Raw genomic sequence first — 19,899 nt, forward strand, 5'->3', positions numbered from 1 at the left:
GACTACGCGAGCACGCGCACGGGCACGTGCGACCATCCCGCGACGTTCTGCGCAGCGACCCTTCGACAGCCGTCCCACCGCACTTCGTAGCGCGGCATGAAATCGAGCAGCCGTTCGAGGGCGATGGCACTCTCCATCCGGGCCAGCGCCGCGCCCAGGCAGCTGTGCACGCCGTAACCGAAACCGAGGTTCTGCGCCTCGGTGCGGTCGCGGTCGATATCGAAGGTGTCTGCGTCAGTGAACGCATCGGGGTCCCGGTTCGCCGAGCCGGCGAGCAGGAACACCGGCTTGCCCTCCGGAATCGTGACTCCGTGGATCTCCACATCCCTCATCGAGCGGCGAACGTTGTACTGGTTCGGCGCTTCGTAGCGCAGCAACTCCTCGACCGCGGCCGGAATCTTGCTGCGGTCGTCGAGCAGCTTCTGCCACTGCTCTGGGTGGCGGGCGAACGTCACCGTCGCGTTGCCGATCAGCTTGGTGACGGTCTCGGCCCCGGCGCCGCCGAGAAGCGTTGCGAAGCCTGCGATCTCGAAGTCATCCAGCGACTCGGTATCACCGTCCTCGCGGGTGACCTCAGCGGCGATCAACCTGCTGAACATGTCGTCGCGAGGCTCGGCCCGGCGTTGCTGAATGATGTTGTAGTACAACCCCATCAGTTCGCCGACCGCCTGCATGCCCTCCTCGGACATCTCGATCTGGCCCGGTTCCCGGGCCAGCGACGTGTCGACCCACTCGCCGACCTGTTTGCGGTACTCCTCCGGCACGCCGAGCATCTGGGTGATCACCTGGACCGGGAACAGCGCCGAGAAGTCCCCGACGACATCGAAGCCGCCGGGGTCGACCGCGGAGAGGTAGCGGTCGATGGTCTCGGTGGCCATCGGTCGCAACGCCTCGATGGCGCGCGGGGTGAAGACCTTGTTGACCAGGCTGCGCATCTGCCGATGCTCAGGCGGGTCCATCATGATGATCATCTTCGCCGGCATCGGCTCGTCGGAGCGGACCGTGGCGAGATCCAGACCGTACGCCGAGGAGAAGGTCTCGAAGTCTTTGTAGGCCGCCGCGACATCCTCGTGCCGGGACAGCGCATAGAAGTCGTACTCGGCGTTGTAGTACACCGGGGCTTCGGCCCGCATCCGTCGGTAGATCTCCCAGGGACCGTTGAAGAATTCCTCCGAGAACGGGTCGAAGACGAGTTCGGTTGACGTCATGCGTCTTCGATCGCGATCGCCTGCCGGGGACACTGGCGCACGGCTTCCCGGACCTGCTCTTCGTTCTCGGGTGTCACGTCCTCCTGCAGGACGTGCAGATAATCGTCCTCGTCAAGATCGAAGACCTCGGGGATGATGCCCATGCACACTCCGTTGGCCTCACACAACCCGAAATCGACGACAATCTTTTGGGTCACCGATGCGTCCCTCCCTTCGTGCCGCGACTCACCGCAGTACCCGCACAGGGACGTGGTGGTAGCCGGCGACGTTCTGCATGTGCACCTTCTCCAAACCGTCGGCATCGACCTCGTAGCGCGGCATGAAGTCGAGGAGATGCTCGAGCGCGATCGAGGTCTCCAGCCGGGCCAGCGCCGCACCTAGGCAGCTGTGGATGCCGTAACCGAGGCCGAGATTCTGGGCCTGGGTGCGATCGCGGGTGATGTCGAACTTCTCCCCGTCGTCGAACGCACGGGGATCACGGTTGGCGGCAGCCTGTAGCAGGAACACGGGCTTGCCGGCCGGAATGGTGCCGCTGGGCACGTGGGCCTCCTTGAGCGTCCACCGCACGTTGTACTGCACCGGCCCGACGTAACGCAGCAACTCTTCCACCGCGGCAGGTAGCAGGCTGCGATCGTCGAGCAGCATCTGCCACTGCTCAGGATGGCGTGCGAACTCGACCACGGCGCTGCCCACCAGCTTCGTCACGGTTTCGGCGCCGGCTCCGCCGAGCAGCGCGGCGAAGCCGGCGATCTCGACGTCGTCGAGCCGGCGCATCTCACCGTTGTCACCGGGGATCTCGGCGGCGATCAGCCGACTGATCATGTCGTCCTGCGGTTGCGCGCGCCGCTCCTGGACCAGGCCGTAGTAGTACACACCCGAGTCGATGTTGGCCTGCATGGCCTCTTCGGACAGCTCGATCTGCCCGGGCGCGCGCTCCAGACCCTTGTCGATCCAGTGGCGGCACTGCTGGCGAAACTCCTCGGGCACACCCGCCATGCGGGTGATCACCTCGACGGGGAACGGTCCCGAGAAGTCCTGCACGACGTCGAAATGATCGGGATCGACCTGCGACAGATAGTGCTCGACCAGCTCGACGATGGTTTCGCGCTGGGACTGGATCGCCCGCGGCGTGAACGCCTTGTTGAGCAGGCTGCGCATATGCCGGTGCTCCGGCGGGTCCATGAAGATGATCGACTTCGGCGGGCCCTCGGGGCGGCGCACCATGGCCAGGTCGCAACCCCGGGAGGAGGAGAAGGCCTCGTGGTCCTTCAGCGCCGCGGCCACGTCGGCGTGGCGGGTCAGTGCGTAGAAATCCAGTTCCTCGTCGTAGTAGATCGGGGCCTCGTCACGCATCCGCTGGTAGATCTCGTACGGATTGGCGAAGTAGTCCGGGGAGACGGGATCGAAGCGGAGTTCAGGAGCTGACATTTTTCCTCCGTCGCGGCTGGCTGGGCCGGATGCTTTACGAGAAGTGAATTAACTGTAACGCTATCAGTTTCGGTAGACCAGCACAGCGACATTCGCGTCGGTGATGTGGCGGCTCATCCGGCGCGCGGGGTGTCGGCGGGTACGACGCTGTCCAGCAGGATCTCGAGAATTCCCAGTTCGTTACCGGTCTCGGCGGCGACCTCGCGGATCACCGCGACGTCCTTGCCGAGGAACTCGCTGATCGAGTCGATGAAGTCCTGCACCGACCCCTGCCCGCGGGTACCGATCATGTCCGCGGCCTTGCTGGCGCCGCTGCCGCACCGGATCGCACTGAGCAGACCCCGTTCGTCGACGCCGACCCGCGCGCCGAACGCCGCGGCTTCGCGCAGCAGCCCCAGCTGTGCCGCCAGCAGAGTGTTGTTGAGGAGTTTGACCCATTGGCCCGAACCGGGCCGACCGGTGTGCACGATCGGATCGCCGTAGGCGGCCAGGACGGGCCGGGCGCGTTCGACGGCACCCTCATCGCCGCCGACGAAGAGCGTGATCCGGCCGGCGGCGATGTCGTGCGGGCCGCCGCTGACCGGCGCATCGACCACCGCCACGCCGGGGGTCCGCGCGGCCAACAGCTCGGCGGTGCGCGGGCTGCCCGTGGTGTGGACGACCAGCACCGAGCCCGCGCCCATCGCGTCGAGCAGCCCGTCGTCGAGACACACCCGGCGGACCTGCTCGTCGGTGAACACGCACACCACCACGACTTCGGCGCCGACGGCGACCGCTTGTGGCTGCACCACGGCCGTGGCGCCCAATTCCTGCACCGCTGCCCGCTTCTCGTCGGTGCGGGCCAGCGCGCGGACGTGGTGGCCGGCGCTGACCAGACGCTCGATCATCGGCGTGCCCATCCGGCCCGCACCGACGAATCCGACCTGCGTCACCGCCGGTGGTCCATGGCGATCAGGGCGGCGTCGGCCGCGGTGAAGACCGCGCCCTCGGGGGCCGATGCCGCGGCAGCCAGGCTGGCCGCATGCCGGACATCCTTCTGCAGCAGTGCACCGGCGATCGGGGCCAGGCCGTCCAGGGTGCCGCCGAACATCGAGATGCTGCCGACGGCCTTGCTGGTGGCTGACCCGCGGTTGAGCACCTCGACCAGCTTGTCGCGCGGGATACCGAGGGATTCGCCCAGCTCCAGGGTGCTGACGGCGCTGCCGAGGTTGGCGCTGAACAGCAGGTTGTTGAGGATCTTGGTGTTCTGGCCGCTGCCCAGCGGGCCCAGGTGCACGATCGGGTCGGCGTACGTCGCGAACACCGGCCGGCATCGGTCGGCGACCTCTTCGTCGCCGCCGATCATCACCAGCAGCGTGCCCTGTTCCACCGCGGGCCCGCCGCCGCTGACCGGCGCGTCGATGACCGAAACACCCTGTGCGGCAGCCTTGTCGGCGATCTCTCGGCAAGTGTTCGGGTGCACGGTGCTGTGGATCGCGACGATGCCGCCCGCAGCCATCCCGGCCAGCACCCCGGTGTCGCCGTAGAGCACCTCACGGACGTCGTCGTCGCCGACCACGCACAAACAGACCAGGTCGCTGGCGGCGCCGAGGTCGGCCGGCGTCGACGCCGACTTGGCCGGGGTGTCGGCGTACGGTTCCAGGCTGGCCGCGCGCCGCGCCCACAGCGTGGTCTCGAATCCGCCCTGCGCGATCCGCCGCGCCATGGGGCCGCCCTGGCTGCCCAATCCGATGAATCCGACCCGCATCAGCTCGCCTCCACGTGAACTCGGTCGCGGCCCTGTGTGCCCGCGATGCACTCCTCGATGAACGACAACACTTGTCCGTGGTACTGGCCGGCGGTGAGCCCGACGGACAGGTTGTGTCCGCTGGCGGGCACTTCGTTGACCTGCACGTGCGGGGCGGCGTCGAACAGCCCGGCGATGGCTGCGACCGCCGACGGGCCGGTCTGCCAGACCTTTTCGTGCTCGGCGATGCTGAACTGCACCGGAACCCGCACCTCGGCGGCGACCGCGGGAAAGTCGCGGCGCGCCCAATTCGCGGTCACCTCTGCCTCGTAGGCCACCCCGGGCGCGGACAGCGCACCGGTGAGCACCTCGGCGGGGTAGAGCTCGGTGGGTTCCCACAGCAGATCACGCAGCCCAGCGGGCCGGTTGGTCACCGTAGCCGACGCGATGATGTCCTTGGCCGCGTCGCTGTATCGCAGTCCGGTGCCTGCCAACTCGACGCCGACGATGTCATCCCTGGCGGTCGCCAGCCGGAGCGCGAGCTCACATCCCGCCGAATGCCCGAGCACGAACACCCCGGCGCCGCCGCTGCCCGACACGATCTTGTCCACCGCGGCCGATGTGACGGCCACCCGGCGTGCCGGATCGGAGAACTCACCGGCATAAGCCGCCGAGGTGCCGTAGCCGGGCCGGTCCAGCGCGATCGCGGTGAAACCGGCGGCCACCGCGCGATGCAGCAGGGACAGCTCGGGACGGCCCGGGCAGTCGAAGTACGCGGCCGACGTGGCCCCACCGTGGACGGCGACGATCACCGCCCGGGGGTCCTCCGCCTGCGCGACGAGCCCCGACATCGGGATCCCGTCGACCAGGACGACGCGTGGCCGTGGGGCCGCAGTCACGTGGTGGTCCGTAGCAGCATGACCCCGCTCGGCGTGAGCCCACCGCTGCTCACCACGGCCACCCGGGCGTCGGCGACCTGCCGCTCGCCGCCCTCGCCCCGCAGCTGCGACACCGCCTCGTGGACCAGACCCATACCGTGCGTGCGGCCGTGGGACAGCTGGCCCCCGTGGGTGTTGAGCGGAATCACCCCGTCCCGGGCGATGGCGGCACCGCCGTCGAGAAAGTCCTTGGCTTCGCCGATGCCGCAGAACCCGAGGGCCTCCAGCCAGGACAGGCAGTTGAACGTGAAGCCGTCGTAGAGCTGGGCGACGTCGACATCGGCGGGCCGTAGCGACGTCCGCGTCCAGAGGTGCGCGGCCTGCCCGAGCACCTGCGGCTCGTGGGTGAGGGTGGTCTGATCCCAGTCGGTCCGTTCGATGATCTGGGTACCGACGGCCTCGAAGTACACCGGGGGCTTCGGCGCGTCGGCCGCCGCCTCGACGGCCGAGACGACGACCGCGACCGCGCCGTCACAGGGCACGTCGCAGTCGTAGAGGCCGAAGGGTGTGGTGATCGGTCTCGCGTTGAGATAGTCGTCCATCGTCATCGGCTCGCGGTAGATCGCGGTCGGGTTGAGCGCGGCGTTGGCGCGCTGGTTCAGCGCGATCCACCCGAGGGTCTCTTTCGTGGTGCCGTAACGGTGAAAGTGGCGTTGGGCATTGAGCGCCAGCGTGTGCGCCGCGGAGGTTGCCCCGAACGGCGCCTGCCAGCTGTTCACCCTGGTGCCGCCGGGCGGCGAAACCTTGCCCTCCTTCATGAGCTGGCTGAACGTCGCCTCCCACAACGTGCGAAAACACAGCACGTGCCGGGCCATGCCCGTCGCCACCGCCATCACCGCGGCGATCAGCGATCCGCCCGGCCCGAAGGTGTCCATTCCGCCGTTGATCCACGTCGGCCGGAGGCCGAGGGCGCCCTCCAGCGCGGTCACGCCGCCTTCACCCATGCCCATCGCGTCCATGGCCGGATAGGTGGACAGTCCGTCGATGTCGGCGAACGTCAGGCCGGCGTCGGCGACGGCGGCCTCGCAGGCATCCACCGTCAGCGACAACGGAGACACCATCAGGCGTCGCCCCATCTTCGAGGCGCCGATGCCGGTGATCGCGGCAGCGTCCTCGAACTTCTCGGTCGTCAGCATCGGCCGGACGAACCTGCCGAAGTCCTGCGGGGTGATCTCGTCCTCGGGTAACGGCGCGGTCTCCGGGGAAGCGGTCGGCCGGAACAGCGGCAACCACACATCCTCGTTCTGTTCGAAGACGACCTCGACGACGCGGCCCAGTTCCAGGTCGGCGGGGTCGCACTCGATGATGTTGGTGGTCAGGCGGACCCGCGGATCCTCCTCGATCGCGACCTGCGCGACGACGTACGGCGCTGACAGGCCCGGGATGGAGAAGCGCTCGTTGATCGTGAACGCCGAGAGTACGGCGCGTCCGGAAACCTCCCGCGGACCCAGGTTGCGGCTGCTGCAGTAGCGGCATATCGGCTGCGGCGGATGGATCAGCGACTTGCAGTCACCGCACTCCTGAATGCGCAGCACGCCGTCCGCACCCGACGTCCAGAAAAACTCGTTGTCGAACGTCAACTGCGGCAGTGGAAGCCGACTCATCGGGTCTCAATCCTCTTCGCGCAAGCGCTCATCGGGTCTCAATCCTCTTCGCGCAAGCGCTCATCGGGTGAATCCCCATTCCGCTTCGTTGTCCTCGGTCTTCAGGTGCTCGAGGTCGGGCTCCCGCACCGGCTGGATCGGCTTCTCGTCGGGCCGGCGCTCACCGATCTGCAGGATGGCGTGCACCGGGCAGTCCATCAGGGCGCGCTGCACGGCGTCGCGATCCGCGTCCGGGATGTTGCCGTCGCCGACCAGGACGGCGTAACCCCAGTCGTCGAGCGAGAAATACTCGGGCGCGTGCCGGGCGCAGATCCCGAAGCCGTCGCACAGCGTCCGGTCCAGCTTGATCCGCATCTTGTCGGTCACGATGCCTCCACTTCGAAAGGGCGCGTGGCGGTGAAAGCGCCCGCGCTGCACCGAGTGCACTGTCCGTCCAGGTGGCGCGCCACCTCGTCGGGGAACATCGCGAGCAGGCTTGCAGCGATGTTGCAGGCGGCGTCGAGGGTGGCGCACGCACCGCGCCCACGCAGGACGACCGACCAGCGCTGCAGGCGAGCGAGGTCGTCGGCCTCGGCGATACCGTCGCGCAGGGCGGACGCTGCCGCGGCCATCGCCGCGGTGCCGTTGAAGCACGAGCCGCACTGGTCGGCGTTCTCGCGGTCGTAGTAGGCCAGCACCGAGGCGGCCACCGCGACGGGGCACTCGTCGGTGATCAGCGACACCGCGCCACATCCCAGCCCGCTTCCGAGGTCGCGCAGCGATCCGTGGTCCAGTGCGCCGTCGAGGACGCGCCGGTCCAGCAGGCCCGCGAAGTACCCGCCCATGAGCGCGCCCTGGACGCGCGCGGTGTCGACCCCGTGCAGCGCAACCAGTTCCGCCGCAGCGACTCCGAACGGCACCTCGTAGAGGCCCGGTGGACGGCCACCCCCGGTCACCGTCGCGAGAAAGGTGCCCGACGAGCCCTCGGTGCCGAGTTCCCGGTAGGTGGGCGCGCCATGGCGGTGGACGTAGGGCAGGTTGGCCAGTGTCTCGACATTGCTGACCGCGGTGGGCAGGCCGCCCACGCCTTCCTCGAAGGGTCGCGGCGGCTTGTCGGTCGGCTTCGCCGGCCCGCCGTTGATCGCCCGCACCGCGGCTGTCTCCTCGCCCGCGACGTAACCGGGCGCGACAGTGAGCATGCTCACAGTGATCCCGTCGAGCGCTTCCGGGGTCAGTTCGTCGAGCGCGGTCCGCACCGCAACGGCGGCACGCTCATCGGAGACGTAGACGTGTGCATGACGGGCACCGATGATTTGGGCGGCCAGGCGGACGCCGTCGAGCACCAGGTGCGGCCGGTGCCGCAGCAACCAGCGGTCCTTGACCGAAGCCGGCTCGCCCTCTTCGCCGTTGGCCACCAATACGGTGTCCACACCCCGCTGCGCCGCCTGTCGCACGGTGGCCAGCTTCACCGCCAGCGGGAAGGCCGCGCCGCCGCGTCCCAGGACGCCCGCCTGTGAGATCGCGTCGTGCAGCGCGTCGACGTCGGTCAACGGTCGGTAGCCCCCGGCGGCGCGGTACTGCTGCGCCGACTCGGTGTCCAGCCCCGGCCGCAGCAGCCGTGGTGTGATGCCCGGCCAGGCGGCGACCGTCAGTTCGGTGTTCATCGCCGTACTCATCTCCGGCTACCCTTCCCTGCATGCGAACAGCGGTGGTGCGTGTCGGCGTGGATCTGGCCGGCGAGCTGACCGTCGAACAGCTCACCAACGGTATGACCGAACTGAGCCGGCTGGCCGCCGAAGCGGGTGCCGAGGTGATCGTCAACGATCTCGCCGCGCTGCCGCCCAAGCGCCGCGAGGTGGAGATCCTGATGCGGGGCGACGACCCGAAGATGCTGCAGGCCGCCGGTGTCGAGTTGTGCGCCAAGGCTTTTCCGACTGACCCGGTGCTGGGTGTGCTGACCTTCGTCAGTCACGGCACCGACGACGACGCATACGGCGTGCTCGCCGGGTTCGGTCTCGCCGGGGTGGTCGACCGGACGGCCGGCGGCGACGGTTGGGACATCATCACGGTGACGCTGGCCAAGGCCGACCTCGAGCGCGTTCCGGAAAGCCGCATCCACACCGCGCTGGAGGCGTCGACCAACTGCGAGGTCCGTATCGTCGTGACCGACTGAGACGGGGGAGTGCACCGGCGCGCTCATCACCTCACCGCCCCAGGAAGTCCAGGATCGCCGGCGCTGCCTGCACCCACGTGTCGAACAGGCAGAAGTCCTTCCCGCCGCTCTCGGCCATCTTCTCGCCGGCGCGTTCCCAGGCGTCCTCGGGCCACGGCGGGTCGATCAGCGTGGAACCCTTGATCAGGCAGTGCACTTCGTAGGACGTGCGCTTGGGGTGGTCCCAGTCGTTCTCGCCACCGCGGATGATCAATGTGGGCACCCGGATGTCGTCGAACATCTCGTCGGCGACGCCCGGGATCGTCTGTCCCGGTTTCGGCACGAAGGCGTTGAGCCACCGCCGCATCACCTTCAGGAACTCGTCGGCGTCCAGGTCCAGGAAACGTTGTTCGTTACCGGGGTTCTGCGCGATACGTTCCCGCCACTCCGGCACGCTGAGCAGACCTTTGATGCCCAGCCCGCGCACGGCGAGGATGCTGGGAACGACGTAGTGACCGCCGAGCACGAAGCTGCCGTACACCCCGCCAACGATGTTCCACACCACCAGCTTGGTGACCATCTCGGGGTGCAGCATGGTGAACAGCATCGAATCGCGCGCACCCCCGGAGCCACCGGCGATGATGCACGGGCCGGTCCTGAGCGCGGTGAGTAGCCCGTACAGGGTCTCGGCGCGCATGTGCGATTCGCTCTCACCGTAGAACTGCACGTCGGAAGCGCCGCAGTTGGGCCGGTCCCACAACAGCACCCGGTAGCCGCCCTCGACCAGTGCCTCGGCCAGCGGGCGGAGCCCGGGAATGTCTTTGCTGAACCGGCCCCCTGGCGTCAGGACGATCAAATCGCCTTTGTTGCCCAGGATTTCATAGACGACGTCGCCGCCGTTGATCTCGATTGACTTGTTGGTCAACGTCTCTCCGATTGTCAGGTCCGCGAGCGGGCTAGGCCTGGACCAGGACGTCGTTACCGACGACCCGGACCGGGTAGGTGCGGATACTCCACTCGGGCTTGACCGCAGTGGTTCCGGTGGCGAGTTCGAATCCCCACTGGTGCCACGGACAGTAGATGTACTCCATGTCGCGCACCATCACCGCATTGCCGGGGACGCTCTCGTCGACGATGTTGCGGCCCCTGGCGCGGCCGGCACACAGCGGGCCACCTTCGTGCGGGCAGTAGTTGGCAATCGCGTAGAACGTGCCGTTGACGTTGTACACGCCGACACCGTGCCTGCCGATCGGTACGAGTTTGTGTGTGCCCGGCGGAATCTCGTCGACGGTGGCGACGACGTGTTCCCGCCCCTGAGCGAGGCGGGGCGTCTTGTCCTTGTCCATGTCCTAGAAGACCCGGACCTGACCTTCGAGTGCCGGGACGGTGTCCGGCAACTTGTAGGTCTCGATGCCGTTGCGGAACATCACCGCCTCGCGGGCGTGCTCGGGCAGATGCTTGACCAGCCAGCGCGGATCATCGAACGTCCAGTGCGGGTAGTCGCTGGAGAACAGCAGGATCTTCTCGCACTCCATCCACTCGAAGGCCCGGGTCAATTCGGTCTTGTCCTCGGGGTAATCCAGCGGCTGGGTAGTGAACTTGATGTGGTCTTTGACGTACTCGCTGGGCTTGCGCTTGATCTCCAGCCAGGACTTGCGGGCCTCGTAGAGCGCGTCCATCCGCCACATCAGCGGCAGGATCCAGGTGAACGCGTGCTCGACGAACACGATCCGCAGGTTCGGGTGGCGGTCGAACGTGCCGTCGAAGATCAGACTCATCACCTGGTTGGCGGCCAGCAGCGAGTAGGTGACCATGAAGTCATGGTTGTAGCTGGGTAGACCGACGGGCGGCATCGGCAGCTCGTCATAGTGGCTGCGCGACAGGTGGCAGCTCACCGGGATGTCGTGTTTGGCTGCGGCGGCCCAGATCGGGTCGTACTTCGGGTTGCCCCAGGAGGGTCGGGGTTCGGCCTTGATCAGGATCTGCGCCATGTAGGGATGGCCGACCCAACGCTCGATCTCGGCGACGCTGTCCTGGGGTTCTTCGATCGCCAGGCAGATGGACCCGCGCCAGCGCTCGTGCCAGTTGTTGTGGCTGTCGAGCCAGTGGTTGGCCTGCCACTCGTTGAGCGCGACCGACATCGCGTGCTGAGCCTCGGGCAACCGCGCCGGATAGGCGGCGGGCTCCAGGATCGCGATGTCCGCGCCGGCCTCCATGATCAGCTGCTTGAACGCCAGATCGGGATCGCTGCAGGCGAACTCACCGTCCGGGGGGAAGGTGTCCACCCGCATGGCGTAGGAATGGGCGTAGTCGGGGGCGTCGTAGTAGATCTGCTCGCCGACCCGGCGCGTGAGGAAGTACTTGCTGCGCCAGGGTTCAGGGATGTACTGGGTCAGCTCACCGCGACGGGGCGTCGGGTGGACGTCGGAGTCCACGCACCGCACGGCGGTGCGTTCGGCGGCTGGTACCCGTGGATTGGCTGTAACGGTCATGATCGCCTCCTGGTTACCTCTACTGTGCCGCAGTCGCAGATGACACGGACGGACTTGCGGGAACTTCGATGCCGTACAGCTGCGCGGCATTGCGCCAGCACAACTTGTCGCGTTGTTCGTCAGAATAGGTTTTCGGCACCGACAGCTCGTTGAGCTGCCAGTGGGGGTAGCTCGAGCCGTACATCACCATGTCGTCCTTGCCGGTGAATCCCGCCCATTCGCCGGCGAAGTCGACGTTCCCCGGTCCGTCCAGCGCGCCCTGGACGAAGTAGACGTGGCCCGGCAGGTAGTCGCTGGGCATCTTCGGCGCCCACGGGGTCTGCTCGAGATGGGGCCGGCCGAAGCAGTCCATCCGCCACATGAACGGCGTCAGCATGTCGGCCGCGCCGTCGGCCCACACGAACTTCAACGCGGGCGTCCTCTCGAACACTCCTTCGGCGATCATGTTCATCAGGTGATAGAGGAAGTTCAGCGCGGTGAAGCCGACGAACTGTTCGTAGGTGCGGGTGAGGCCGTTGGGCGTCGGGGGCAGCATCACCCCGGAGCCGACCTCGAAGTGGACCGCCACCGGCAGTCCGGCGTCGACGGCGGCCTCCCACAATGGCCAGAACTGGGGCTTGCCGTAGAGCTCGCGAGATTGCAGCGGGATACCGAGCTGCACGATGCGCGGATGGTCCCGGTACCGCTCGATTTCGCGCAGCGCGCCGGCGATGTCGTCGGGATTGACCCGCAGGGTGCCGCGGAACTTCTCACCGAACTCAGGGTGGTCCAGCCACCGGGTCACCATCATCTCGTTGTGCGCCGCTGCGATCGCGGTGCCCAGGTGGCGGTCGGGCATGATGCCGCGCGTCATCGGGTGCAGGATCGCGATGTCGACTCCGCGGTCGGCGAACAAATGTTTGGCGACCACCGCCGGGTCCGACCCCGGGTACTGGCCGTCGGGGCCGCCGGTGCGGTCGGCGTATTCGCCGCCGGGGGCGCCGTACCAGTCCATCTCATAGTCGGGAAAACCGCGGCTGCGGAACGGTTCCCGCAAGAATTTCTTTCGCAGGTCCTTGTTGGACTCGCAGAAGATGTGCACGCTGGCATCTATGACGGGGATGCGGACGGGGGTGGCGGTAGCCGTGTCACCAAAGCCACCGGACCCGTCACCGAATTCCTTCACGCAGCCTGATCCTTTGCTCTCCGCGGTCGAGGGCGCGACCGTCGATGACCCCAGTGTAGATCGTTGTTCTTCATAAGCAAGAATTCTGTTCTCAAGCGCAGCGCTTATCATTCACGCTGGTAGAAGTCGATGCTGATCGCTTGCTCAGCACTTTCGGCGCGATAATGGATACGCGTATGGCGAGAACGCGGACACCGGAAGTGAGAATGCTATTCTCAGCGGACTGCCGGTCCGAGGAGGCGCACGGGTGTTACTCGAATTCGATGCTGATCAGCGGCTGTGGCAGGAGACCGTACGTGACGCGGTCTCCAAACAATGCCCGGCTTCGCTGATCCGCGACATCGCGGAGAACGGCGTCGACCCGACGCCGCTGTGGCAGAGCTACCTCGATGCGGGGTGGACCGAGCTGACCGATCCGGAGAACGCCGTCGAGCTGGCGATCGTGCTCGAGGAACTCGGTCGGGCGACCGACCCGACCCCGTTTCTGGCCACGCTAAGCCAGTTCGCACCGCTGGTCGGGGATCGTTACGACTCGAGCGGAGCGGGCACGGCCGTCTATTCCGGTGTCACCGCGAACCGCGACGCACAGGGATGGGTGCTGTCCGGAACCGACCGTTTCGTGCTGGACGGGGACCGCGCCGACCGGCTCGCCGTGGTCACGCCCGCCGGCGTCTTCGTCGTCGATGCGAGCAAGGCAGTGACCCGGCGCGTCGAGGTATTCGACCCGGTGCTGCATGTCGCGGAGGTGTCCTTTGTGGGCGCGCAGGTCAGCGACGCCGACCGGCTGCCGGCCGACACCGAGCGCGCGCACCACGTGGCCCTGATGGGCATGGCGATCACGATGGTGGGCGCCTGCCAACGCGTCCTCGACCTGGTGCTCGAGCACGCCAAGAGCCGCCAGCAATTCGGGGTCGCGATCGGCACCTTCCAGGCTGTGCAGCACAAGGCGACCGACATGTTCGTGGCGATCGAACGGGCTCGAGCGCTGTCCTACTTCGCGGCGCTGACCATCGCCGCGGACGACCCGCGCCGACGGCTCGCGGCGGCCATGGCCAAAGCTTCGGCAGGGGAGTGTCAATCGTTGGTGTTCCGGCACGGCATCCAGCTGTTCGGCGCCATGGGCTTCACATGGGAGAACGATCTGCAGTTCGCGCTCAAGCGGGCCAAGGCGGGTGAATTGCTGCTCGGCGGAGCTGCCGAGCACCGGGCGATGATCGCGGAGGAATACGGGAGGGATATCTGATGCAGCTCGCTTTCGATTCCGACGTCGAGGAATTCCGCGCCGAGTTCTCTGCTTTTCTCGACGAGCACACCCCTTCTGCGGCCGAGACGCTGGAGCGTCCACGGTCGGTGTCCCACATGCCACAGTGGGCGCGCGACTGGCAGCGGCTGCTCTTCGACAACGGATGGCTGCTGCCGGCCCAACCGCCGGAGTTCGGCGGACGCAACGCCTCGGTCCTGCAGACCTTCGTGCACGCCGAGGAACTGTGCCGGCGACGCATCTATCACAGCTTCAACCCGCAGGGCGTCAATATCATCGCTGCGTCGCTGCTGACGTTCGGCACCGACGAGCAGAAGCATCGATGGGCGGTCCCGGTGTTGCGCGGCGAGCGCACCGCATCGCTCGGGATGAGCGAGCCCAGCGCCGGCTCCGACCTTGCGTCGTTGCGCACCAAAGCGGTCCGAGACGGGGACCACTTCGTCGTCAATGGGCAGAAGGTGTGGACCTCGGGCGCTCACGACGCCGATTTCCTGCTGACCTTCGTTCGTACCGATCCGGATGCGCCCAAGCACAAGGGCATCAGTGTGCTGCTGATCCCGACCGACCTCGACGGGGTGGTATGCCGGCCCTTCGCCGACATGACCGGAATTGAGAACCTGGACTTCAACGAGGTGTTCTTTACCGACGTGCGCGTCCCTGTCGAGAACCTCGTCGGCCCGCTCAACGGCGGTTGGGGCGTCGCCAACGGCTCGCTGGGGCACGAGCGAACCATGATGTGGCTCGGCTTCGCCGACCGGATCGCCAACTGCATCGCCGACTTTCAACCCAAGAACCCGCTCGAGCGGGATGCGCTGGCCACCAGCATCATGGATTATGAGGCGCTGCGCCTGCTGGGATCGGTGGGGATCGCCAAGGCGGCGCGCGGTGAGGTCGACGTCGCGTCGGTGTCGATCCCGAAACTGCTCGGCGCCGAGGCCGAACAGCGCATCGAGGGGCTGGCGCTGGAATCCGCCGGGCCTGACGGACTGGTACACCCCGCAACCTCCGGCCCGTACGAGCACATGAACCTGGACCACTACTTCGCCAGTTGGTTTGAGCGGTACTGCCGCAGCTTCGGTGGCACCATCGCCGGCGGAACCTCGGAGATTCAACGCAACATCATCGCCCAGCAAGTGCTCGGGTTGCCGCGGCGGTGACGACGGATCGGGAGCGCCTCAGGTGAAGGTCCAACCGGCAGCGTTCCTACGCACCACGCTGCCGCTGGACCTGTCCGGGCTCGACCAGCTCGACAGCGGCCGTTATCACTCGATCTGGCTGCCCGACCACATGGTCAGCTTCTGGCCGGACTCGATCTGGACCCCGGAGTTCACCGACCTTGCGGTTGCCTCGCCGTCACCGCACCGCCACCTCGACGCGATGGCCGTCGCGGCGGCCGCGGCGGTCCGCACGCAGAACGTGCCGCTGGTCACCAGCGTTGTCGACACCGTACGCCGGCACCCGGCGCTGCTGGCGCAGTCCGCGTTGACCATCGACCACCTGTCGGCCGGCCGCTTCATCCTCGGCCTGGGCAGCGGCGAGAAGGAGAACATCGAGCCGTACGGGTTCGACTTCAGCCGCCCGGTCAGCCGCTTCGAGGAAGCGCTGCAGGTCATTCGCCTGCTGTGGGACAGCGAAGGACCCGTCGACTTCGACGGCAAATTCTTCACCCTGCGACACGCGCGCCTCGACACCGAACCCTACGGCGGGAAGACCCCGCCGATCTGGATCGGCGCCAGCGGTCCCCGATCCCTCGAGATCGCCGGCCGCTACGCCGACGGATGGTGGCCCACCGGAGCGTGGACGCCGGAGGACTATGCCGAAAAGCTCGCGGTGGTACGGCAATCCGCGGAGCTTGCGGGCCGCGACCCGATGGCGATCACCCCGTGCTACATCCAGGTGAGCTTCATGGGCCGCGACGAGGACGCGCTCGCCGAGATCCTGCAAGCGCCGCTGGTGAAGTCGTTCCTGCTGCAGGTCTCCGCACCGGTGCTGGAGAGGTTCGGGTTCGTCCATCCGATGGGGCCCGACTGGCGGGGCTTCCACGACATCGACCCGGCGACGCTGACCAGGGAGCGCATCCTGGACTTCCTCGGCCGGGTGGAACCCGAAATGATCCTCGCGGTCGCGCCGCACGGCACGCCGCAGCAGGTGGCGCGCACGGTCATGGACTACGTCGACGCCGGCCTGCGGGTGCCCAAGATCCTCGACTACGGCGCGATGGCCGGACTCGACTACGCCGCCGCATCCGCCGAGTACGTGCGCGCCGCGGAGGACGAACTGCTCACCCTGTGCGGGGACGGCCGATGAGCGCCGCACTCGACGCCGCCGAACTGCTGTCCCGCGTCCGGGGTCTGACCGGGCTGTCCGAGTGGGGGGATCCCACGTTCGAGCAGCGCTTCGGGCTGGCCGTCGATCTTCTGAACGGCCTGGGTATGGGCGAGCCGGGCCTGCGGCGCGCCGCCGAGGTCTGCGAGTGGCTGCTGACCACCCGGTTGGAGTTCTTCGAGGATCGCAACCGATTCCCGCTCGCCGACGAGGTGATCGAGGCGCCGATGTTCGTCACCGGCGAGCCGCGTTCGGGCACCACGCTGATGCACGCACTGATGTCGGTGGACCCGCAGAACCGGGCACTGCGATTCTGGGAGGTGATGTACCCGTCACCGCCGCCGGGCGCCACCGGCTCCGATGATCGCCGCAGGGCGCGTGCGGACGCCGACTGGCGCGAGATCAACGCGGCACTGCCGAAATGGCTGCACAGCCACCCCTACAACGACATGCTCGGCGACGGCCTGCCCGAGGACGAACGCACCTGGGCATTCGACTTCCGGGTGATGACGCCGACCGCGTGGTGGCGGGTACCGATGCCGACGGTCGTCGGCGGCCTGCCGACCGACGCGGCCGCGCAATACCGCATCCACCGCGGCATGCTCGCGGCGCTCCAGTACCGTCGTCCGCGTAAACGCTGGGTGCTCAAAGGCTTCCACGGATTTCGGCTGCCCGAGTTCTTCGCGGCCTATCCCGACGCCACCCTGCTGTGGCTGCACCGCGACCCGGTGCAGGTGGCGGCGTCGCGCACGATGATGATGGCCGACATCGCCGACGGCATCGTCGGCGAGGTGGACCTCAAGGCCGCGGCGAGGCTGCATCTGGACCTGACCCGGGCCAGTATCGCCAACACCATGACGCACCCGATGGTCGACGATCCGCGCATCATGCACGTGCGCTACCTCGATTTCGTCGCCGACCCCGTGCAAACCGTCCGCGCCTACTACGAGTTCTGCGGGCGCGAGTTGACGGGTGACGCCGAGGCGAAGATGCGTACCTACCTGGCGACCAACAAGGGGGACCGGCACGGGAAGTTCGAGTACTCGACGCGTGTGCTCACCGACATCGGCGAGGACCTCGACGCACTGCACGAGGAGTTCCGGCCCTTCCGGGAACGCTTCGGCGTGCCCGTGGAGAAGCGGTGAGCAGCGCGGCGGGACATGGCGTCGACGCGAGACTCTCCGTGCACGACGTCACCTTCTTCGGCGCCCCTGCTGACGAACTGCGCGCGTACTGGGCAGCGCTCGGTGTGGCCAGGCTCAGCCTGATCGACGCCGAGCTGAACGATCCGGTGCTGACGAAAGCGGTTGCCGCCCAGGGTTATGCGGTCGAGACGGTGTACCATCTCTTCGGCACGACCGACGGTTTGATGCGGGTGATCGACAGCGCCGCAGCCGCCGGCGCCCGCGTGGTCTACATGTTGACGGGTGGGCGCGGTGACCTGACCTGGGAGCAGGCCGCGGCCCGCTTCTGCGAGGCCGTGGCGCCCTGCGTCGAGCACGCCCAACGGGCCGGTGTCGCACTGGCCATCGAGAACGCGTCGAGCCTTTACGCCGACATCCACATCGCGCACACGCTGGCCGATACCGTCGCGCTGGCGGAGCAGGCCGGGGTCGGAGTATGCATCGACCTCTTCCATTGCTGGGCCGAAGCGGACCTGGCCGCGTTGTTCGCGCGTGCCATGCCGCGCACCGAGATGATCCAGCTCAGCGATTATGTGCTGGGCGATCGCGCCCTGCCCGCCCGCGCGGTTCCCGGTGACGGTGCGATCCCGCTCGAAGCCCTGATCGCGCAGGCGGTGTCGCTCGGCTATCGGCACGGTTTCGATCTCGAGTTGATCGGTCCGCGCATCGATGCCGAAGGCCGGTTGACCGCAGCCCGACGCGCCTGCGAGGTGGCCTCGGGGATACTGGAGCGGGTGAGCGGGAGCGGTGATGGGCTTCGGTGACGGCTCCGCCGACGCGCAGTTGCGCGAGGCGTGGACGGTGTTCTGCGACCGCCTCAAAGCCGCCGGAGAGCAGGTGTTCAAGAACGAGAATCCGGGTAGCGACCCGCACCGGGCCGACGGCATGCGGTTCCTCACCCAGAACCTTGGGCAGGCCTTCGATCTCGCCCTGGAGTCCCGAGACACGCGCTACCCGAGCCTGCATACCTTCTGCGGACCGAACCGCAAGCTGGGCGGAGACTGTGCGGACTTCACCTACCAGCAGGCCTGGATCGACGGGCAGTCGCACTATCGGATTGTCGGTAAGCGGGGCACCGCACCGTTTCTCAACATCACGGTGCAGGGACCTCGCCCCGACGGGCCGGGTGTGTTGCACGAACCGTTCGGCGACGTCCCAGAGGCCAACCTGTCGGGCGAGCAGTTGAAGACCGCTGCCGACGGCACGTTCGAGATCTATGTGGGCGGGCCCGAACGTGGTCCGAACTGGTTACCGACCACGGCAGGGTCGCGGAAGCTGTTCGTCCGGCAGGGTTTCGACTCGTGGGACGACGTTCCGGCCCGGATGCAGATCGAACGGCTCGACATGACGACACCGCGACCGTTGCCCACGAGCGCGCAGATGGTCGACGCGATCGCATGGGCTGGGGACTTCCTGACCGGGATGATGGGGGACTGGCCCGAGTTCCCGTTCGCTCACGGAGGAGTCGAGTCCGATCATCCCAATCGCTTTCCGAGCGCACATGCCGACGCCGAAGACGTCAAGCGCGGGCGGGCGGCGGCGAACATGCACTGGCGCCTCGGGCCGTACGAGGCTCTGGTCGTCGAGTTCCCCGCCCACGACGGTCTGTGGATGCTGACCAACATGGGCGTGTTCTTCACCAGCATGGACTTTCTCTACCGCCCGGTGAGCTACACCCCGAGTCGGACGGCCGTCGACGCCGACGGCACGGTGCGTCTGGTGCTCGCCCACGACGACCCCGGTTACCACAACTGGTTGGACACCCAGGGTTTCGAACGGGGCAACCTCACCTACCGGCACATGCTCGACGGAGCGCCGGCGACTCTGACCGCCCGACTGGTTCGGCGCGATGAACTAGGCGAAGTTTTACCGCCGGAGACAGTGACGGTGACACCCGAGGAACGTCGCGTGCAGATGTGGGCGCGATTCCACGGGATTCGCCGGCGCTATGCCCTGTTGTGAATCCTTGCTGTGAACCGGACTAGAGGCGTTGCAGCTTGAAGGTCCAGAACTGGCTTCCGGGCGGGCCGTTGAAGCAGCCCACGTCGAATTTCGAATCGATGGTGCCGACCAGCGTCACCGCATCCCACGAATAGGTGTCGCGGGTGGGCATGTTGTAACCGGGGCAGCGCAGGCCGTCGGGCACATCGACGGTGAACGAATAGCGGCCGTCGACCAGATAGGCCTTGGCGTCGTAGCGAGCGTAGAACGCCAACCGCGGCCGACCGCCGACATCGACACAGTCGGTGGACACCTCCGGAAGACACACCGCGACGAACCAGAACCACGACGCCCGGTCGTAGCGGTTGGTCAGCAGGTCGTAGTTGCCGAACTTCATCTGCGCCGGCGACGGCGGCGCCAGCAGGGTCGCCAGCGCGACCAGCACGGCCATCACGACCCCGATCCTGCTGAGCTTCATGCCCTGTGCCGCCCTTTC

The 19,899-nt window shown here is 67.3% G+C and carries 21 protein-coding genes; 7 read left to right on the top strand and 14 right to left on the bottom strand.

What is annotated here, in order from left to right:
* Nucleotides 1-2: 2 nt before the first annotated feature.
* The 9 genes from G6N31_RS02465 to G6N31_RS02505 form a co-directional block, all read right to left on the bottom strand.
* A complete protein-coding gene (locus tag G6N31_RS02465; protein WP_098003319.1) occupies nt 3-1,208 on the bottom strand; it encodes a cytochrome P450 in 1,206 nt (401 codons plus the stop codon).
* Nucleotides 1,205-1,405 (bottom strand): ferredoxin, encoded by a 201-nt coding sequence (locus tag G6N31_RS02470; RefSeq protein WP_098003320.1) that lies wholly within the window; start codon nt 1,403-1,405, stop codon nt 1,205-1,207. The genes G6N31_RS02465 and G6N31_RS02470 overlap by 4 nt, the downstream gene beginning before the upstream one ends.
* A gap of 28 nt (nt 1,406-1,433) precedes the next feature.
* The gene (locus G6N31_RS02475) at nt 1,434-2,636 is read right to left on the bottom strand and encodes a cytochrome P450 (protein ID WP_098003321.1); all 1,203 of its coding nucleotides are present in this window, start codon (nt 2,634-2,636) and stop codon (nt 1,434-1,436) included.
* A gap of 113 nt (nt 2,637-2,749) precedes the next feature.
* Nucleotides 2,750-3,568 carry an NAD(P)-dependent oxidoreductase gene (locus G6N31_RS02480; protein ID WP_098003322.1) on the bottom strand — a complete coding sequence of 273 codons (819 nt, stop codon included), beginning with the start codon at nt 3,566-3,568 and terminating at the stop codon, nt 2,750-2,752.
* On the bottom strand, nt 3,565-4,383 hold the full coding sequence (locus G6N31_RS02485; protein WP_098003323.1) for an NAD(P)-dependent oxidoreductase: 819 nt from the start codon (nt 4,381-4,383) through the stop codon (nt 3,565-3,567). The genes G6N31_RS02480 and G6N31_RS02485 overlap by 4 nt, the downstream gene beginning before the upstream one ends.
* Nucleotides 4,383-5,213: an alpha/beta hydrolase gene (locus G6N31_RS02490; RefSeq protein ID WP_098003324.1), complete on the bottom strand. Its 831-nt coding sequence runs from the start codon at nt 5,211-5,213 to the stop codon at nt 4,383-4,385. The genes G6N31_RS02485 and G6N31_RS02490 overlap by 1 nt, the downstream gene beginning before the upstream one ends.
* Nucleotides 5,214-5,257: 44 nt before the next feature.
* Complete coding sequence (locus tag G6N31_RS02495; protein ID WP_098003325.1) at nt 5,258-6,904, bottom strand: thiolase C-terminal domain-containing protein; 1,647 nt, start codon at nt 6,902-6,904, stop codon at nt 5,258-5,260.
* 60 nt (nt 6,905-6,964) lie between these two features.
* Nucleotides 6,965-7,258 (bottom strand): ferredoxin, encoded by a 294-nt coding sequence (locus G6N31_RS02500; protein WP_165776240.1) that lies wholly within the window; start codon nt 7,256-7,258, stop codon nt 6,965-6,967.
* Between the two features lie 8 nt (nt 7,259-7,266).
* Nucleotides 7,267-8,559, bottom strand: coding sequence for an NADH-ubiquinone oxidoreductase-F iron-sulfur binding region domain-containing protein (locus G6N31_RS02505; protein ID WP_098003327.1), 1,293 nt, complete (start codon nt 8,557-8,559; stop codon nt 7,267-7,269).
* Between the two features lie 20 nt (nt 8,560-8,579).
* Between G6N31_RS02505 and G6N31_RS02510 the strand changes: the two genes are divergently transcribed.
* A complete protein-coding gene (locus G6N31_RS02510) occupies nt 8,580-9,056 on the top strand; it encodes a hypothetical protein (protein WP_098003328.1) in 477 nt (158 codons plus the stop codon).
* Nucleotides 9,057-9,087: 31 nt separating this feature from the next.
* Here the strand turns inward: G6N31_RS02510 and G6N31_RS02515 are convergent, their stop codons facing one another.
* Genes G6N31_RS02515 through G6N31_RS02530 form a run of 4 tightly spaced genes read right to left on the bottom strand, consistent with a single transcriptional unit; the run spans nt 9,088 to nt 12,692 of the window.
* Nucleotides 9,088-9,960, bottom strand: coding sequence for an alpha/beta fold hydrolase (locus tag G6N31_RS02515; protein ID WP_179964256.1), 873 nt, complete (start codon nt 9,958-9,960; stop codon nt 9,088-9,090).
* A 31-nt stretch (nt 9,961-9,991) separates the two neighbouring features.
* Nucleotides 9,992-10,381, bottom strand: a complete 390-nt coding sequence (locus tag G6N31_RS02520) for a Rieske (2Fe-2S) protein (RefSeq protein ID WP_098003330.1) — start codon at nt 10,379-10,381, stop codon at nt 9,992-9,994.
* 3 nt (nt 10,382-10,384) lie between these two features.
* A complete protein-coding gene (locus G6N31_RS02525; RefSeq protein ID WP_098003331.1) occupies nt 10,385-11,527 on the bottom strand; it encodes an amidohydrolase family protein in 1,143 nt (380 codons plus the stop codon).
* A gap of 19 nt (nt 11,528-11,546) precedes the next feature.
* Nucleotides 11,547-12,692, bottom strand: a complete 1,146-nt coding sequence (locus G6N31_RS02530; protein WP_420090583.1) for an amidohydrolase family protein — start codon at nt 12,690-12,692, stop codon at nt 11,547-11,549.
* A gap of 247 nt (nt 12,693-12,939) precedes the next feature.
* On the opposite strand from G6N31_RS02530, the gene G6N31_RS02535 reads away from it, so the two are divergent.
* The 6 genes from G6N31_RS02535 to G6N31_RS02560 are packed head-to-tail and all read left to right on the top strand — an operon-like array spanning nt 12,940 to nt 19,424.
* Nucleotides 12,940-13,935 carry an acyl-CoA dehydrogenase family protein gene (locus tag G6N31_RS02535; protein WP_098003332.1) on the top strand — a complete coding sequence of 332 codons (996 nt, stop codon included), beginning with the start codon at nt 12,940-12,942 and terminating at the stop codon, nt 13,933-13,935.
* A complete protein-coding gene (locus G6N31_RS02540) occupies nt 13,935-15,110 on the top strand; it encodes an acyl-CoA dehydrogenase family protein (RefSeq protein ID WP_098003333.1) in 1,176 nt (391 codons plus the stop codon). The genes G6N31_RS02535 and G6N31_RS02540 overlap by 1 nt, the downstream gene beginning before the upstream one ends.
* Nucleotides 15,111-15,132: 22 nt before the next feature.
* Nucleotides 15,133-16,260, top strand: coding sequence for an LLM class flavin-dependent oxidoreductase (locus G6N31_RS02545; protein WP_098003334.1), 1,128 nt, complete (start codon nt 15,133-15,135; stop codon nt 16,258-16,260).
* Entirely contained in the window at nt 16,257-17,423 is a 1,167-nt protein-coding gene (locus G6N31_RS02550) for a sulfotransferase family protein (RefSeq protein WP_098003335.1), read from the top strand. Before G6N31_RS02545 ends, G6N31_RS02550 begins: the two co-directional genes overlap by 4 nt.
* On the top strand, nt 17,420-18,226 hold the full coding sequence (locus G6N31_RS02555; RefSeq protein ID WP_098003336.1) for a sugar phosphate isomerase/epimerase family protein: 807 nt from the start codon (nt 17,420-17,422) through the stop codon (nt 18,224-18,226). The genes G6N31_RS02550 and G6N31_RS02555 overlap by 4 nt, the downstream gene beginning before the upstream one ends.
* Nucleotides 18,213-19,424, top strand: coding sequence for a DUF1214 domain-containing protein (locus G6N31_RS02560; protein WP_098003337.1), 1,212 nt, complete (start codon nt 18,213-18,215; stop codon nt 19,422-19,424). The genes G6N31_RS02555 and G6N31_RS02560 overlap by 14 nt, the downstream gene beginning before the upstream one ends.
* Before the next feature lie 19 nt (nt 19,425-19,443).
* Here G6N31_RS02560 and G6N31_RS02565 read toward each other — a convergent pair whose 3' ends face one another.
* Entirely contained in the window at nt 19,444-19,881 is a 438-nt protein-coding gene (locus G6N31_RS02565) for a hypothetical protein (protein WP_098003338.1), read from the bottom strand.
* Nucleotides 19,882-19,899 lie beyond the last annotated feature (18 nt).

It is taken from the genome of Mycolicibacterium duvalii (assembly GCF_010726645.1).
Lineage (GTDB): Bacteria > Actinomycetota > Actinomycetes > Mycobacteriales > Mycobacteriaceae > Mycobacterium > Mycobacterium duvalii.

What these genes read in the sequence shown, in the direction of transcription:
- G6N31_RS02490 (WP_098003324.1), bottom strand. Translation starts at nt 5,213, where the DNA reads ATGTCGGGGCTCGTCGCGCAGGCGGAGGACCCCCGGGCGGTGATCGTC.
- G6N31_RS02540 (WP_098003333.1), top strand. Translation starts at nt 13,935, where the DNA reads ATGCAGCTCGCTTTCGATTCCGACGTCGAGGAATTCCGCGCCGAGTTC.
- G6N31_RS02510 (WP_098003328.1), top strand. Translation starts at nt 8,580, where the DNA reads ATGCGAACAGCGGTGGTGCGTGTCGGCGTGGATCTGGCCGGCGAGCTG.
- G6N31_RS02520 (WP_098003330.1), bottom strand. Translation starts at nt 10,381, where the DNA reads ATGGACAAGGACAAGACGCCCCGCCTCGCTCAGGGGCGGGAACACGTC.
- G6N31_RS02500 (WP_165776240.1), bottom strand. Translation starts at nt 7,258, where the DNA reads ATGCGGATCAAGCTGGACCGGACGCTGTGCGACGGCTTCGGGATCTGC.
- G6N31_RS02485 (WP_098003323.1), bottom strand. Translation starts at nt 4,383, where the DNA reads ATGCGGGTCGGATTCATCGGATTGGGCAGCCAGGGCGGCCCCATGGCG.
- G6N31_RS02465 (WP_098003319.1), bottom strand. Translation starts at nt 1,208, where the DNA reads ATGACGTCAACCGAACTCGTCTTCGACCCGTTCTCGGAGGAATTCTTC.
- G6N31_RS02505 (WP_098003327.1), bottom strand. Translation starts at nt 8,559, where the DNA reads ATGAGTACGGCGATGAACACCGAACTGACGGTCGCCGCCTGGCCGGGC.
- G6N31_RS02565 (WP_098003338.1), bottom strand. Translation starts at nt 19,881, where the DNA reads ATGAAGCTCAGCAGGATCGGGGTCGTGATGGCCGTGCTGGTCGCGCTG.
- G6N31_RS02525 (WP_098003331.1), bottom strand. Translation starts at nt 11,527, where the DNA reads ATGACCGTTACAGCCAATCCACGGGTACCAGCCGCCGAACGCACCGCC.
- G6N31_RS02475 (WP_098003321.1), bottom strand. Translation starts at nt 2,636, where the DNA reads ATGTCAGCTCCTGAACTCCGCTTCGATCCCGTCTCCCCGGACTACTTC.
- G6N31_RS02550 (WP_098003335.1), top strand. Translation starts at nt 16,257, where the DNA reads ATGAGCGCCGCACTCGACGCCGCCGAACTGCTGTCCCGCGTCCGGGGT.
- G6N31_RS02560 (WP_098003337.1), top strand. Translation starts at nt 18,213, where the DNA reads ATGGGCTTCGGTGACGGCTCCGCCGACGCGCAGTTGCGCGAGGCGTGG.
- G6N31_RS02495 (WP_098003325.1), bottom strand. Translation starts at nt 6,904, where the DNA reads ATGAGTCGGCTTCCACTGCCGCAGTTGACGTTCGACAACGAGTTTTTC.